Annotated in this window: 17 protein-coding genes; 6 read left to right on the plus strand and 11 right to left on the minus strand. The window is 66.5% G+C overall.

Annotated features, from left to right (window positions below):
* Position 1: 1 nt before the first annotated feature.
* The 5 genes from HMPREF1224_RS15150 to HMPREF1224_RS15170 all read right to left on the minus strand — a co-directional run bounded on the left by HMPREF1224_RS15150 (position 2) and on the right by HMPREF1224_RS15170 (position 3,028).
* Positions 2 to 310, minus strand: a complete 309-nt coding sequence (locus tag HMPREF1224_RS15150; protein WP_003113384.1) for a hypothetical protein — start codon at positions 308 to 310, stop codon at positions 2 to 4.
* Between the two features lie 90 nt (positions 311 to 400).
* Complete coding sequence (carS, locus tag HMPREF1224_RS15155; RefSeq protein WP_003090493.1) at positions 401 to 1,738, minus strand: two-component system sensor histidine kinase CarS; 1,338 nt, start codon at positions 1,736 to 1,738, stop codon at positions 401 to 403.
* Positions 1,735 to 2,406, minus strand: coding sequence for a two-component system response regulator CarR (carR, locus tag HMPREF1224_RS15160; RefSeq protein ID WP_003090494.1), 672 nt, complete (start codon positions 2,404 to 2,406; stop codon positions 1,735 to 1,737). Before carR ends, carS begins: the two co-directional genes overlap by 4 nt.
* Positions 2,406 to 2,720 carry a PepSY domain-containing protein gene (locus HMPREF1224_RS15165; protein ID WP_003097704.1) on the minus strand — a complete coding sequence of 105 codons (315 nt, stop codon included), beginning with the start codon at positions 2,718 to 2,720 and terminating at the stop codon, positions 2,406 to 2,408. The genes carR and HMPREF1224_RS15165 overlap by 1 nt, the downstream gene beginning before the upstream one ends.
* On the minus strand, positions 2,720 to 3,028 hold the full coding sequence (locus HMPREF1224_RS15170; RefSeq protein WP_003090497.1) for a PepSY domain-containing protein: 309 nt from the start codon (positions 3,026 to 3,028) through the stop codon (positions 2,720 to 2,722). Before HMPREF1224_RS15170 ends, HMPREF1224_RS15165 begins: the two co-directional genes overlap by 1 nt.
* Before the next feature lie 214 nt (positions 3,029 to 3,242).
* Between HMPREF1224_RS15170 and HMPREF1224_RS15175 the strand changes: the two genes are divergently transcribed.
* From HMPREF1224_RS15175 to HMPREF1224_RS43990, 3 genes are read left to right on the plus strand one after another with little or no spacing between them, the layout of a single operon-like run.
* Complete coding sequence (locus tag HMPREF1224_RS15175; RefSeq protein WP_003113385.1) at positions 3,243 to 4,325, plus strand: patatin-like phospholipase domain-containing protein; 1,083 nt, start codon at positions 3,243 to 3,245, stop codon at positions 4,323 to 4,325.
* A 26-nt stretch (positions 4,326 to 4,351) separates the two neighbouring features.
* Positions 4,352 to 5,245 carry a hypothetical protein gene (locus HMPREF1224_RS15180; RefSeq protein ID WP_003115327.1) on the plus strand — a complete coding sequence of 298 codons (894 nt, stop codon included), beginning with the start codon at positions 4,352 to 4,354 and terminating at the stop codon, positions 5,243 to 5,245.
* Positions 5,229 to 5,495: a YfeK family protein gene (locus HMPREF1224_RS43990; RefSeq protein ID WP_003115326.1), complete on the plus strand. Its 267-nt coding sequence runs from the start codon at positions 5,229 to 5,231 to the stop codon at positions 5,493 to 5,495. Before HMPREF1224_RS15180 ends, HMPREF1224_RS43990 begins: the two co-directional genes overlap by 17 nt.
* Here the strand turns inward: HMPREF1224_RS43990 and HMPREF1224_RS15185 are convergent, their stop codons facing one another.
* The 3 genes from HMPREF1224_RS15185 to hmpA are packed head-to-tail and all read right to left on the minus strand — an operon-like array spanning position 5,496 to position 8,169.
* Positions 5,496 to 6,689: an NnrS family protein gene (locus HMPREF1224_RS15185; protein ID WP_003122598.1), complete on the minus strand. Its 1,194-nt coding sequence runs from the start codon at positions 6,687 to 6,689 to the stop codon at positions 5,496 to 5,498. It lies immediately after the preceding gene.
* A complete protein-coding gene (gene ppyR, locus HMPREF1224_RS15190; protein WP_003090502.1) occupies positions 6,676 to 6,933 on the minus strand; it encodes a psl/pyoverdine operon transcriptional regulator PpyR in 258 nt (85 codons plus the stop codon). Before ppyR ends, HMPREF1224_RS15185 begins: the two co-directional genes overlap by 14 nt.
* 54 nt (positions 6,934 to 6,987) lie before the next feature.
* Positions 6,988 to 8,169 carry an NO-inducible flavohemoprotein gene (gene hmpA, locus HMPREF1224_RS15195; protein WP_003113387.1) on the minus strand — a complete coding sequence of 394 codons (1,182 nt, stop codon included), beginning with the start codon at positions 8,167 to 8,169 and terminating at the stop codon, positions 6,988 to 6,990.
* Between the two features lie 154 nt (positions 8,170 to 8,323).
* Here hmpA and norR point away from each other — a divergent pair, with 154 nt between their 5' ends.
* From norR to mvaU, 3 genes are all read left to right on the plus strand, one after another.
* The gene (gene norR, locus HMPREF1224_RS15200) at positions 8,324 to 9,877 is read left to right on the plus strand and encodes a nitric oxide reductase transcriptional regulator NorR (protein ID WP_003113388.1); all 1,554 of its coding nucleotides are present in this window, start codon (positions 8,324 to 8,326) and stop codon (positions 9,875 to 9,877) included.
* 100 nt (positions 9,878 to 9,977) lie between these two features.
* On the plus strand, positions 9,978 to 10,334 hold the full coding sequence (gene queD, locus HMPREF1224_RS15205) for a 6-carboxytetrahydropterin synthase QueD (RefSeq protein ID WP_003090505.1): 357 nt from the start codon (positions 9,978 to 9,980) through the stop codon (positions 10,332 to 10,334).
* 307 nt (positions 10,335 to 10,641) lie between these two features.
* Positions 10,642 to 10,995, plus strand: a complete 354-nt coding sequence (gene mvaU / locus HMPREF1224_RS15210; protein WP_003090506.1) for a histone-like nucleoid-structuring protein MvaU — start codon at positions 10,642 to 10,644, stop codon at positions 10,993 to 10,995.
* A gap of 75 nt (positions 10,996 to 11,070) precedes the next feature.
* Here mvaU and HMPREF1224_RS15215 read toward each other — a convergent pair whose 3' ends face one another.
* The 3 genes from HMPREF1224_RS15215 to HMPREF1224_RS45550 form a co-directional block, all read right to left on the minus strand.
* Positions 11,071 to 11,367 carry a VF_A0006 family four-cysteine protein gene (locus HMPREF1224_RS15215; RefSeq protein WP_003097713.1) on the minus strand — a complete coding sequence of 99 codons (297 nt, stop codon included), beginning with the start codon at positions 11,365 to 11,367 and terminating at the stop codon, positions 11,071 to 11,073.
* A 263-nt stretch (positions 11,368 to 11,630) separates the two neighbouring features.
* Positions 11,631 to 12,215: a GspMb/PilO family protein gene (locus HMPREF1224_RS15220; RefSeq protein WP_003116711.1), complete on the minus strand. Its 585-nt coding sequence runs from the start codon at positions 12,213 to 12,215 to the stop codon at positions 11,631 to 11,633.
* Positions 12,215 to 12,598, minus strand: a complete 384-nt coding sequence (locus HMPREF1224_RS45550) for a hypothetical protein (RefSeq protein WP_024099895.1) — start codon at positions 12,596 to 12,598, stop codon at positions 12,215 to 12,217. The genes HMPREF1224_RS15220 and HMPREF1224_RS45550 overlap by 1 nt, the downstream gene beginning before the upstream one ends.
* Between the last annotated feature and the right edge of the window lie 590 nt (positions 12,599 to 13,188).

The following is a 13,188-nucleotide window of genomic DNA, read 5'->3' on the forward strand; positions in this document are numbered from 1 at the left end:
TTCACGGCCTGAATAGCGCCGGGGGGCCGTAGGTCCCCCAGATCGCCAGGCGGGCCAGCGAGCGCAGCCAGCCACGCAGACGCGCCGGGGCTCCCGCCTCGGCCACCTTCGCTGCCGCTGTCCCGGCCTGTCGCGGCTCGCCGCGCTCGCTGCGCAACGCGTTTTCCACGGCCTGCTCGTAGCGAGCCTGCGCGGGTAACCGCGGCGACCGCCCCTCCTCTCGCTGTCCACTGGACTCGCCCAACAGGAACACCAGCACCGGCAGCATCAGCGCCCAGCGCCAGCGGCCCGTACTCGTCCGCCGTTTCATCGTCCAAGACCTCCTTGCAAGAAGCCCGGGATGCTAGGGAAAGCGCAGGAGGAAATCTTGCCGGGACTGTCGGCAAATGGTGAAGAACTGTTAAGCCCTGGCGGCGCGGCCGCTCTTCTGCAACGGCAACTCGACGCTCACCCGCAGGCCGCCCAGCGGGCTGTCCTCGAGACTCAGGCGGCCACCGCAGGCCTCGGCGATGTCGCGCGCGATGCCCAGGCCCAGGCCATGGCCGCTGACCTGCTCGTCGAGCCGGGTACCCCGCTCGAGCACCGCCTGGCGCTGGTCGGGGAGGATGCCGGGGCCGTCATCGTCGACCTTCAGGCGGACCATGCCCTCGCCCTGCGCGACAGTCAGGCGGACTTCGCTATCGGCCCACTTGCAGGCGTTGTCCAGCAGATTGCCGAGCATCTCCAGCAGGTCCTCGCGGTCCCATGGCAGGCGCAGCCCCGGTGGCGCGCTCCAGCTCACCTGCAGGTGCGGGCCGTGGATCAGGCGCAGGGTGTCGCACAGCGACGGCAACTCCTCGGCGCAATCGAAATGTGCGCCAGGCAGCGCTTCGCCGACCAGGCGGGCCTTGCCCAACTCGCGACCGAGGCGCTGCTGGATCTGTTCCAGCTGTTCGCGCAGGACCTGTTGCAACTCCGGCTGGCGCGCCATCTCCTCGCGCTCGGCGAGGCTGACCAGCACCGCCAGCGGCGTCTTCAGGGCGTGACCGAGGTTGCCCAGGGCGTTGCGCGAACGCTTCAGGGTCTCCTCGGTGTGCGCCAGCAGGTGGTTGATCTGCTCCACCAGCGGCTCCAGTTCCTCGGGAGCCTGGTTGTCCAGTTGGCTACGCTGGCCCTGTTGCAGCTGGGCGATCTGCAGGCGCACCTCCTCCAGCGGACGCAGCGAACGACGCACGGTCAGGCGCTGCAATAGCAATACCAGGAGCAGCGCCAGGGCGCCGGCGCCCAGACCCATCCACTGCACACGGGCGAAGCTTTCCAGGATCGGCGTATAGTCCTGCGCCACCACGATCCGCAGCTTCTGGCCCATGCGCTTGTAGTGGCCGCGGAACACCAGCAGTCGCTGCTCCTCGGGCCCATCGACCAGGCCCTGCACCAGCCCTTTCTTGTGCGGCACTTCCAGCTCGCTGTCCCACAGGGAGCGTGAGCGCCAGGTGTCCTTTTCCAGCTCGATGACGAAATAGCGCCCGGAATACGGGCGCTGGAACGCCGGGTTGAGGCGTTGCTCGTCCAGTTGCATGCCGTTCGGCCCGCGCACCATGGCCACCAGCAGGTTCTCCGCCTCCTCGCGCAGATTGCCGGCGAAATAGCGCCGCAGGCCCTGGTCGAACAGCCACAGGCCGGTCTGCGCGAGGACCAGCCCGACCACCAGCAGCACCGCGAACAGGCCGACGCTCAGGCGCCGCTGGATCGACCTCATCCGGCGGCCACCCCGGCGTAGCGGTAGCCCTGGCCACGGCGGGTCTCGATCACCTCGCGGCCGAGCTTGCGCCGCAGGTGGTTGACGTGGACCTCGATGACGTTGGAATCGCGTTCGGTCTCGCCGTCGTACAGATGCTCGGCCAGGTGCCCCTTGGACAGGACCTGGCCGGGGTGCAGCATGAAATAGCGCAGCAGGCGGAATTCGGCGGCGGTCAGGTCGACGTCGGCGCCGTTCAGGCACACGCACTGGCGCTGCTCGTCCAGGCGCAGCCCGGCGGCCTCCAGCTGGCTCTGGTTGGCCAGCCCATGGGCGCGGCGCAACAGGGCCTGGATGCGCAAGGCCAGCTCTTCCGGATGGAACGGCTTGGTCAGGTAGTCGTCGGCACCGGCCTTGAGCCCATCGATGCGTTCGGCCCAGGAACCGCGCGCGGTGAGGATCAGCACCGGAGTCGCGAGTCCCAGCCCACGCCACTCCTGGAGTATCTCCAGGCCGGGACGCCCGGGCAGGCCGAGGTCGAGGATGATCAGGTCGTAGGGTTCGCTGGCGCCCTGCACCGCCGCGTCGCGGCCGTCGGCCAGCCAGTCCACCGCGTAGCCCTGGCGGGTCAGGCTGGCCATCAGTTCGTCGGCCAGGGGAACGTGATCCTCAACCAGCAGCAACCGCATCAGTCGTCTTCCTCGTCCTTCAGGATGCGGCCGTTGCGGGCATCCAGTTCCAGTTCACGCACGACGCCGTCGCGGGTGAGCAGCTCCACCTCGTAGACATACACGTCGTCTTCCTCTTCCAGCTCGACCTCCAGCAGGCGCGCCCCGGGGTAACGCCCCAGGGCTTCCTGCATGAGGGATTCGAGCGGCTGTATCACACCGTCCTGGCGCAGGCGCAGGACCTCGTCCTGGTCCAGGTCGCGCGCCATCGCTTCGAGGCTGATGACCGCCAGGACCAGTGCGACGATCCCGGCGTAGCGCATGAGCCACTTCATCAGTCGTCCTGGTGGTCCTTGAGCACGGCGCCGGTAGCGGCATCCAGCTCCAGGTCCCATTTCACGCCCTGCGGGTCGCGCAACTCGACCTGGTAGATGTAGCGGCCGTATTCCTCTTCCAGCTCGGTATCGTGGACGCTCGAGCCGGGATGCTTGGCGATGGCGTTCTTGTTCAGCTCTTCGAAGGACTTGATGGTCCCGGCGTCACGCAGCTTCAGCGCCTCGTCCGGGCCGAGGTCGCGGGCCTGGGCCAGGCCGGCAGTCAGGGCGATGGCGGTGGCGGCGAACAGGGCAGTCAGTTTCTTCATGGGAATCTCTCCGTGGGAATCAATCGTGTTGCTTTCGACGGTTTGCAGATTAACCGGGCGCTCTTAATTGAAGCTGAATTTGCCGCAAGGACATGGCCGGGGCGCGCCATAGGGTAACGGAAAGCCTCTGCGATGGGGCTCGCCGGCGTTCGAAAGCGCTTGGTCCTGCGACAACTCGTCCTATAATCGCCGGTCCGCAAGGGAGAAGACCAGCATGCCAGCCATCCAGATCAAGTCCCCCGCACTGACCCTCAAGGCCGGTCGCCGCGCCCTCGCCCGCATCCGCGAGCGCGGCCTGCAGCCGGCCGACGTCGGCATCGTCCCCGGTGCCGCCGGCGGGCCAAAGGCGCTGGGCATCCAGGGACTGGACCTGGCGATCTTCGGCGAGTGGCTGCCGCGCGCCCCGCGTGAACGCTCGCTGATCGGCGCCTCCATCGGTTCCTGGCGCTTCGCCAGTGCCTGCCTGCCCGACGCCGTGGCCGGCCTCACCCGCCTCGGCGAGCTGTACACCCGGCAGCGTTTTCCCAAGGGCGTGAGCATCGCCGAAGTCTCGCGCAAGTGCGCGGCGATGCTCGACGACCTGCTCGCCGGCCAGGACGCGCGGATCCTCGACAACCCGCTGTACCGCCTCAACGTGGTGGTGGTGAAGAGCCACGGGCGCCTCGCCCACGACCACAAGGCCAGCCTCGGCCTGGGGCTGTCCTCGGTGATCCGCGACAACCTGATCGGCCGCCGCCATCTGCACCGCCACTTCGAACGGGTGATCCTGCATGACGCCCGCCAGGCGCCGCCGCTGGCCGCGCTGACCGACTTCCCGTCGCGCTACCTGCACCTGGACGGCGGCAACCTGCGCCAGGCGCTGCTCGCCTCCGGCTCGATCCCGATGGTCATGGAAGGCGTCCGCGACCTGCCTGGCGCCGGCCCCGGCACCTACCGCGACGGCGGCCTGCTCGACTACCATCTCGACCTGCCCTACGAGGACCGCGGCGTGGTGCTCTACCCGCACTTCACCGACAAGGTGATCCCCGGCTGGTTCGACAAGGGCTTGCCCTGGCGCCGTGGCGACGCCGGGCGCCTGCAGGACGTGTTGCTTCTGGCGCCGTCGCGCGAGTACCTGGCGCGCCTGCCGCACGCCAAGCTGCCGGACCGCAAGGACTTCACCCGCTACCTCGGCGACGACGACGGCCGCGAGCGCTACTGGCGCCAGGCGATGGCGGAAAGCCGCAGGCTCGGCGACGAATTCCTCGAACTGGTCGACGGCGGCCGGCTCGGCGAACGCCTGCAAGCGCTGGACTGAGCCGCCACCGACGAGAAGGATCCTGCATGAAACTGGCCGTAGCGCTGATCCACGGCATCGGCGACCAGCCCGATAGCCGCGACGAGGACGGTCTGCACAGCTACGCCCGCGAACTGGTGGCGGCGCTGCGCCGACGTCTCGGCGCGGAAGCCGGCGAGGTGGCCTTCCAGAGCCTGTACTGGGCCAGCGTACTGGACGCCCGCGAGCTGGCCTACCTCAAGCGCATCGAGCGCGAGCCGCTGGGCTGGCGCTGGCTGCGCCGGGCGGTGACGCTATTCCTCGGCGACGCCAGCGGCTACCGCAAGGTCAGCGCCGCCTACGACACCACCTACCAGCAGGTCCACCAGCACGTGCGCAGCGGGATCATGGCCCTGCGCGCGAAGGTCGGGCCGCAGACGCCGCTGGTGATCCTCGCCCACTCCCTGGGCGGGCACATCGTATCCAACTTCATCTGGGACCAGCAGAAGCTCAACCGCACGCCGAGTTGCTCGATCGACCCCTTCCTCGGCCTGGAAACCCTGGCCGGGCTGGTCACCTTCGGTTGCAACATCCCGCTGTTCACCTTCGCCTACGAGAAGGTCTGCCCGATCCGCTTTCCCGGCCACTGCCTGCCCCCGGCCATCCGCCAGCAGGCACGCTGGCTGAACGTCTACGCGCCGGCCGATCCGCTCGGCTATCCGCTGCGGCCGTTGCAGAACTACGCCGCGGTCGTCCACGAGGACCTCGCCCTGCCGGTCGGACCCTGGTACAAGCGGCACACCCCGTTGAGCCACATGGAGTACTGGAACGATGCGCGTTTTCACGATTACCTGGCGGACTACCTGCGCCGCCTGTTGGCTGCTGGCCTCGAGCCTGCCGGCGCTGGCCGCGCCCTCCCCGCAGGCGAGCCAGGAGATCGGCCGCTTGCTGAGCTTTGTTGAAGACAGCGGCTGCACCTTCATCCGCAACGGCAGCGAATACCCGGCCGCGGAAGCCCGCGCCCACCTGCAGAAGAAGCTCGACTACCTGGAGCGCAAGGACCTGGTCGCCAGCAGCGAGGACTTCATCGAGCGCGCCGCGACCCAGAGCAGCCTCAGCGGCAAGCCCTACCAGGTGCGCTGCGCCACGCAGACGCGCAACTCCGCCGACTGGCTGAACCAGGAGCTGCGGCGTCTGCGGCAAGCCCCCTGATCAACCGGGATGGCCGTCGACCCGCGGACGACACAGCATCGGCGCATAGAACCAGGCGAACAGCAGGAACGCCAAAGCCCACAGTCCGCCTGCCAGGGGCAGCGCCCAGTTCGCCGGCAACAGGCTGGGCAGGAACACCCGCGCCGCGCAGCCGAGATTGAGCAGAGCGAAAGCCCAGGGCATCGCTGCCGGCGGTTGCAGCGCGCGACCGGTATGGCCGAGAGTGACCCGTGCCAGCATCGCCAGGATCAACCCGCCCATGCCGCCCACCGCCAGCGCGTGCAGCGCCTGGCTCGGCGCCAGCGCCAGGCCCAGGCTCCAGAGCGCCATGCCGAGCGGCGCCACGGCGATCCAGAAATATGCCAGGTGCAGAGACCAGAGCAGCGGCACCTGCCAGATGCCGCGATCGCGCCAACGCCACAGGCGCCACAGTTGCGCACCACCGAGGGCGGCGAACAGTCCTGCAAGCCAGGGCGTCGGCTGCGTCGTGACGCCCGCGGCGGTGAGCAGCGCCACCAGCACGCAGCCCAGCAGGATGCCATTGTCCAGCCAGGCGATCGCCGGCACCTGCTGCTGACGGCCGAGACCGCGCTGGGTGAAGAACGGGATCACCCGCCCGCCGATCAGGTTCATCATCCCGGCGATCAGCCATAGCGCGGCGATGGAGGCACGCCGTTGCCAGTCGTCGTTGCCCTCGAACAGGCCGAGCAGGACCAGGGCGTCGGCCAGGGTCAACAGCAGCAACAGGCCCACCACCGGGTAATTGCGCTTCTGCCGCACCCGCCACAGGCTGCGACCGATAGCCCAGGCCAATAGCGGCAGGAAGCTCAGTTGCAGCACCAGCAGCAGCGCCAGCGGCGCATCGAATAGCCAGGCCAGGCGCGCCGCCAGCCAGAGCCCGGCGAGCAGGGCCAGGGGTTTGCCCTGCAGGCCGGGTACGCCGGTCCAGGTCTGCACGGCGGTCAACAGGAAGCCGGCGATGATCGCCACGCCGAAACCGAAGAGCATTTCGTGACGATGCCAGGCCAGCCAGCCACCGACCGGTTGCCAGCCGCTCCAGAGCCCGGCCAGCGCCGCCAGCCAGAGCGCGATGGCGAGGACCGCGAACAGCGCGCCGCCGAGGAAGAACGGGCGGAAGCCCAGGCGCCAGATCGGCGGTATGGCCATCAGCCTGGAACGATCAAGCACTTGCACAGCAGACCTCCCAACCGGGTCGACGCATGCGGAACAGCGCGCTCAGGCGCATCACGTAGCCGATCTTCAACAGGGTCGGGCCGAGGATCACCAGCGCATGGGAAAACACCAGCGCCGGCATGTTCAGGTAGCGGTCGAGGAAATAGGCGGCGATCACGCCGGCGACGAGCAGCGCCAGGCCGGCCGCCAGCAGCCCGTGACCGATCCGCAGCACCCGCCGTGGACAATCGAACAGAGCGTTCATCTCGATCTCCTTTTTCCGAAAAAGGGCCGACGCACCTCGCGCCGGCCCGTCGCTTCAGGCGTCCAGCGCGGCGGCCGGACCGAAGAACTCGTAGTGGCATTGCTGCGAGGGTACGCCGAGGTCGGCCAGGTGGCGCTTGACCTGCGCCATGAAAGGCCGGGGTCCGAGGAAGTAGGCGTCCAGGTCGCGCTCCTGCGGCAACCAGTCGGCCAGTTTCTCGCGGCTCAGCAATCCCTCGGCGTCGGCACTGTCGCCGGCGCGCGGTTCGCTGTAGCAGAAGAAGTGCTCGACCTGCTCGTGCTGCGCCGACACGTCTTCGATCCAGTCGCGGAAGGCATGCACGCCGCCATGCCGGGCGCAATGGATGAAGCGGATCGGCCGCGCCTGCGGCAGCGCTTCCTGCAACATGGCCAGGGCCGGGGTGATGCCGACGCCGGCGGTGATCAGCACCAGCGGCTTGTCGCTGTCACGCAGGACGAAATCGCCAGCCGGCGGAAACAGATCCAGCTCGTCGCCCTCGGCGACCCGGTCATGCAGGTAATTGGAGACCCGTCCACCCGCCTCGCGCTTGACGCTGATGCGGTATTCGCGGCCGTTGCTGGCAGCGGAAAGCGAATAGTTGCGGCGCACTTCCTCGCCGTCGATGTCCAGCCGCAGGCCGATGTACTGTCCCGGCTGGAACGCCAGCAGCGGCTGGCCGTCCACCGGCTCCAGGTAGAACGAGGTGATTTCCTCGCTCTCCGCCTGCTTGCGTGCCACGCGGAAGCGCCGCACGCCGCGCCAGCCGCCATCGGCCTGGGCGCTGGCGGCATACACCGACTCCTCGGCCTCGATCAGCAGGTCGGCCAGTTGCTGGTAGGCCGCGCCCCAGGCTTCGAGGACTTCGTCGGTGGCGATCTGTTCGCCGAGGACCTCGCGGATCGCCCGCAACAGGCAAGTGCCGACGATCGGATAGTGTTCGGGCAGCACCTGCAGGGAGACATGCTTGTTCACCACCTTGGCCACCAGCGGGCCGAGTTCCTGCAACTGGTCGATGTGCCTGGCGTACATCAGCACGCCATTGGCCAGCGCCCGCGGCTGGTCGCCGCTGGCCTGGTGGGCCTGGTTGAACAGCGGGCGAACCTCGGGGTACTCGCCGAGCATGGTGCGGTAGAAATGGGTGATCAGCGCTTCACCGCCGGTCTCCAGCAGCGGTACGGTGGCTTTGATGAGGGCACGTTGGGCATTGGACAACATAGATGACTCCTGACGCATGCAAGGTTTTGTTTCACCTCGAAGCATTTCAGGAAGCGTGCCAAGGCAAACTACCAGAATTCACGGGCCTTGCAGGCCGGCATAGGTCATAATGACTGCAACCATTCAGAGTCATTAGGACTGCAAAGAGGTCGAAATGACCACCAACCCCTTGCTTGCCACCCTGATCCCGCTGGTTGCCGACCTGTCCCGCGACCTGCCGGAAGACGAACGCTACCGCCGCCTGCTCCAGGCCCTGCGCGACCTGCTGCCCTGCGACGCCACCGCGCTGCTGCGCCTGGACGGCGAATACCTGATCCCGCTGGCGGTGGACGGCCTCAGCCCGGACACCCTCGGCCGGCGCTTCCGGGTCGGCGAACATCCGCGCCTCGAGGCCCTCCTGGAGCGCCGCGGGCCGACCCGCTTCCCCGCCGACTGCGGCCTGCCCGATCCCTACGACGGTCTGGTGGAAGGCCTCCACGGCCACCTGGAAATCCATGATTGCCTGGGCTGTCCGCTGTACCTCGACGACCAGCCCTGGGGCTTGCTGACCCTGGATACCCTCGATCCGTCGCGCTTCGCCAGCGCCGACCTGGATACCCTGGAGGCCTTCGCCAGCCTCGCCGCCGCCACGGTCAAGGCCAGCGAGCGGATGCGCGACCTGACCCGCCGCGCCGAGGACGAGCACCAGCGCGCCGAGGCCTATCTCGAAGCCGCTGGCGAGCGGCCACGGGAAATGATCGGCCAGAGCGCCGCGCACAAGGCGCTGCTGGAAGAAATCCGCCTGGTCGCCAACAGCGACCTGAGCGTACTGATCACCGGCGAGACCGGGGTCGGCAAGGAACTGGTGGCGCAATCCATCCACCGGCATTCCATGCGCAGCGGCAAGCCGATGATCAGTCTCAACTGCGCCGCGCTGCCCGAGACCCTGGTGGAAAGCGAATTGTTCGGCCATGTGCGCGGCGCCTTCTCCGGCGCGGTCAACGAACGGCGCGGCAAGTTCGAACTGGCCGACGGCGGCAGCCTGTTCCTCGACGAGGTCGGCGAGTTGCCGCTGGCGGTGCAGGCCAAGCTGCTCCGCGTGCTGCAGAGCGGGCAGTTGCAGCGGGTCGGCTCCGATCGCGAGCACCGCGTCGACGTACGCCTGATCGCAGCCACCAACCGCGACCTGGCCGAGGAAGTGCGTGCCGGGCGCTTCCGCGCCGATCTCTACCATCGCCTCAGCGTCTATCCCTTGCGCGTGCCGCCGCTGCGCGAGCGCGGCCGCGATATCCTCCTGCTGGCCGGCTACTTCCTCGAGGAAAACCGACCGCGCCTGGGACTGCGCAGCCTGCGCCTGGACCACGAGGCCCAGGCCGCGCTCCTCGACTATCGCTGGCCGGGCAACGTGCGCGAACTCGAGCACCTGGTCGGCCGCGCCTCGCTCAAGGCCCTCGGCCACAATCCGGAGCGGTCGCGGATCGTCACCCTGCATCGGCAGGATCTCGACCTGCCCGCGGAAACCCCCGCGCCACCTCGCAGCGTGGTCGAGCCCGCGCCCGCCGCGCCAACGACCGGTCACTCGTTGCGCGCGGCCACCGACGCCTACCAACGCCGCCTGATCCAGGACTGCCTGGCCCGCCACCAGGGAAGCTGGGCCTCGGCTGCACGCGAGCTGGGCCTGGATCGCGCCAACCTGGCGCGCCTGGCGCGCCGCCTGCAACTCAGGTAAACGACCGCCCGGTCGGAGCAGACCGGGTCCGGCGCGCAAACCTGCTACCATGGCGCCCCCATTCCGGTTGTCCGATAACCCCGATCCAGAGCGCACTACAGTGGAACTCTTCAAAGAATTCACCTTCGAATCCGCCCATCGCCTGCCCCACGTCCCCGAAGGCCACAAATGCGGGCGCCTGCACGGCCACTCGTTCCGTGTCGCCATCCACATCGAAGGTGAGGTCGATCCGCATACCGGCTGGATCCGCGACTTCGCGGAAATCAAGGCGATCTTCAAGCCGATCTACGAGCAACTCGACCACAATTATCTGAACGATATTCCAGGCCTGGAAAACCCCACCAGCGAAAACCTCTGCCGCTGGATCTGGCAACAACTCAAGCCGCTGTTGCCGGAACTCTCCAAGGTCCGCGTCCACGAAACTTGCACCAGCGGTTGCGAATATCGGGGCGATTGATTCGCCCGACTCTCCCCTGGCGCTTCGCCATCTGCTCTAAAACGGGCTTCCACACAACGGGCCCGTTCTGCCGTCTCTCTCCCATGGGTTGTACGAAGCATTATCCCCACGGACATAAAGGTTTCATATTCTTCCGGGAAACATCCGGCAAGCTGTCCCTACAGTCCGTTAGTCAATAAAACCGTGCAACTATATTGTTCTTCCAGTAGATAAAGACTTATCCTTTGCCGCGGACACGGAAAGTCCGTAAAGCCACTATAAATGCACCAAAACCCAGCACCATATTTTTAGAACGGGAGTGAAACGAATGTCCAAACTTGCCGAGTTCCGCGAGGCAGAGCGCAAACTTCAGGAGCAACTGGCCCTGCTGGAAAAGCTGAAAAGCGACAGCAGCCTGAAGCAGGAACTGGAATTCAAGGACAAGTTGCAGGCGTTGATGGACAAGTACGGCATGACCCTGCACAACATCATCGCCATCCTCGACCCCAAGGCTCCGGTCACCGTCAGCGCCGCTCCGCAGCGCCGTGCCCGCGCCCTGAAGGTCTACAAGAACCCGAACAACGGTGAAGTCGTCGAAACCAAGGGCGGCAACCACAAGGTTCTGAAAGCCTGGAAAGAACAGTACGGTTCCGAAACCGTCGAATCCTGGCTGCAACGCTAAGCCGGTTTTCCCGACGGCATCCTGCCGATGCCGTCGGAAACCCCACTGGCTACTTTCGCTCCCCTCCTCGCCAGATCAATTCTGCGACTTCGATTCGCAAGCGCTCCTGATCTTCTGCGCCGCCAGGTTGTTCTCCACCCCCGGCAGGTTCTCCAGCAGACACTCGTAATAAGCCTTTTCCCGCGACAGCAGGAAGGAGCCGTCGTTATACAACTTGTCGCAGGCCTGGGTGATGAAGTGAACCGCCACCCCGCTCTTCGCCGTGCGTTGGTAGTCGAGTATGCATTGGTCGTAGTCCTTGTCGTCGGCGAGAGCGGAAAGCGGGAATAACAGCAGCAGGGGCAGCAGGAACTTCATGGCAATGGTATCCATGGGAAAGTTGTGCTCCAGCATGGACGAGCCGGCTCGGAGTGCCAAGCCGACCATGAAGTAAAATTTTGCACTTGTTTACAGGCCGGACCAGACTGGCCGTTCTTCGCTGCGCGAATGCGACAATGGCGGGCCGGGGAGCCGAATCGCAGGCGTCCCGAGCGGATTCGGTTTCCCGGCCGCCTGGCGGCAACTCGCTCCATCGAAGGGCACCGCCCTCCGCCGAACTCTTCCGGCAAACGGGTGCTGCCCGATCCGCATCCGCTTCAATAGGCCGCTACGAACAGGAACGACAATTGTAGATTGAGCATGGGCGACAACATATTGTTCAGTTCCAGAAACTCCACCGATACTTGTCGCTGCTCCGCTTCTATATCCTGCAACAACCGACTGAACGAGGCTGGCTGCAACTGCCCGCGAACCTGGGCCTCGATACGCGCGATCGTCCCTTGCTTCTCGAAGCCGCGAGGAAGCAGTACGCTCACTTCCGCGTCAGGGACGCCCGCCAGGCGAACCCGCTCGGTCAGCCAGGCCTGCACATCGGCCCTCGCCTGCGACGCATTCGGCGCCTGCCAGAAGCGCTCTCGCTGAAGGTTCAGGACCTGCTTCGCCTGCATCGCCCGCTCCGGCCAGGCGGTCTGCCGGGAAACGTCCTGGAGCTTGAGCCATTCCCCGGCCAGACGACGATATTCCTCCCCTCGTTCCTCCCTCCAATCCATGCTGAGCATGACCAGATGCACAACCAGCAGCAGGCACAGGCTCCAGATGGCCATGCGCAAGAGTGGTTTTTCCTGCCATTGTCGTTGCAGGTTCCGCCCCTGGAACTGCAGTGATCGCTGGAAGTCCGACATCAGGCACCCTCCCCCGGCGTACGCAGGACCAGGCTCAGCGATAGCCCCTCGCTCTGCGAAGGTTCCACCCTGACATCTTCGAAACTCCCCGACTCCATGAAACGCCTCACATAGAGACGCGGGTCGACACTGTCGGTGGCAATCCGCAACTCCAGCTCGGAGCCTCGATAGCGCCAGGCGAGCAACCGACTGTCCTTCGGCAACAGTTCCGCTACCTGTCCCAGCAGCGCCACCTGCGAGCGATGCTGCAAAGCGCGCCCCAGCTCCGTGGCCATCCGATTGGTCTGCAAGGCCTGGTTGCGTGCGCTGAGGATCGGCGAGACCTGGCCGCTCAGCTGGTCGTACTGCGTTCGCAGCGCACGCTCGGCCCACCACCAGGACAAACCTTCCCCCAGATTGAATCCGCATCCCAGCAACAGGGTGGCTATGAGCCCATGCGGCAACCAACGCTCCCATCGCAGCAGCGTTGCTTCCGCCGCCGGAACGGCCCAGGGACGGCCCAGTGACTCTCCAGGCTCGGCAACCAGGCTCTCCGGGATGCGTATTCCCGCCAGCCCCCGGAGCAACCGAACCCATTGTTCTGGCTGGGGTGGGCTGGGAAAGAAATGGCTCAGGACAAGGCAGTCATCTCTCCAGACCTGGAGATCCAGCCCGGAGCGAACCCGAAGCAGCCGAACCGTCTCGCCTTCCGCGATCGACCGAGGGGGAGCCTGCAGGAGGGATTCGGGGATACAGCGATAACGCCGAGGTTGGTCGACGCAGTCTTCGGCAACGGCCTCCCGGACCTCCTCATCCCAGAACCAGACCAGAGCATGGCCACCCCGCCAGGCTACGTAATGGCCCGCGCGGCGAAAAGGCGCCAGGGCGGCAAGCTTCAACGCCAGTGCCTGATACCGGTCAGAGCGCGGCACATGATTGAGATCGAGACAGCGATAGACACACCACGCCCGATCCACGATCCACTGCGCTGGGG

The sequence above is a fragment of the Pseudomonas sp. P179 genome, from assembly GCF_000478485.2.
GTDB classification, from domain to species: Bacteria; Pseudomonadota; Gammaproteobacteria; order Pseudomonadales; family Pseudomonadaceae; genus Pseudomonas; species Pseudomonas aeruginosa.

What these genes read in the sequence shown, in the direction of transcription:
- HMPREF1224_RS15175 (WP_003113385.1), top strand. Translation starts at nt 3,243, where the DNA reads ATGCCAGCCATCCAGATCAAGTCCCCCGCACTGACCCTCAAGGCCGGT.
- HMPREF1224_RS15220 (WP_003116711.1), bottom strand. Translation starts at nt 12,215, where the DNA reads ATGTCGGACTTCCAGCGATCACTGCAGTTCCAGGGGCGGAACCTGCAA.
- HMPREF1224_RS15150 (WP_003113384.1), bottom strand. Translation starts at nt 310, where the DNA reads ATGAAACGGCGGACGAGTACGGGCCGCTGGCGCTGGGCGCTGATGCTG.
- ppyR (WP_003090502.1), bottom strand. Translation starts at nt 6,933, where the DNA reads ATGAACGCTCTGTTCGATTGTCCACGGCGGGTGCTGCGGATCGGTCAC.
- carS (WP_003090493.1), bottom strand. Translation starts at nt 1,738, where the DNA reads ATGAGGTCGATCCAGCGGCGCCTGAGCGTCGGCCTGTTCGCGGTGCTG.
- HMPREF1224_RS15180 (WP_003115327.1), top strand. Translation starts at nt 4,352, where the DNA reads ATGAAACTGGCCGTAGCGCTGATCCACGGCATCGGCGACCAGCCCGAT.
- HMPREF1224_RS15170 (WP_003090497.1), bottom strand. Translation starts at nt 3,028, where the DNA reads ATGAAGAAACTGACTGCCCTGTTCGCCGCCACCGCCATCGCCCTGACT.
- hmpA (WP_003113387.1), bottom strand. Translation starts at nt 8,169, where the DNA reads ATGTTGTCCAATGCCCAACGTGCCCTCATCAAAGCCACCGTACCGCTG.
- mvaU (WP_003090506.1), top strand. Translation starts at nt 10,642, where the DNA reads ATGTCCAAACTTGCCGAGTTCCGCGAGGCAGAGCGCAAACTTCAGGAG.
- norR (WP_003113388.1), top strand. Translation starts at nt 8,324, where the DNA reads ATGACCACCAACCCCTTGCTTGCCACCCTGATCCCGCTGGTTGCCGAC.
- carR (WP_003090494.1), bottom strand. Translation starts at nt 2,406, where the DNA reads ATGCGGTTGCTGCTGGTTGAGGATCACGTTCCCCTGGCCGACGAACTG.
- HMPREF1224_RS15215 (WP_003097713.1), bottom strand. Translation starts at nt 11,367, where the DNA reads ATGGATACCATTGCCATGAAGTTCCTGCTGCCCCTGCTGCTGTTATTC.
- HMPREF1224_RS15165 (WP_003097704.1), bottom strand. Translation starts at nt 2,720, where the DNA reads ATGAAGTGGCTCATGCGCTACGCCGGGATCGTCGCACTGGTCCTGGCG.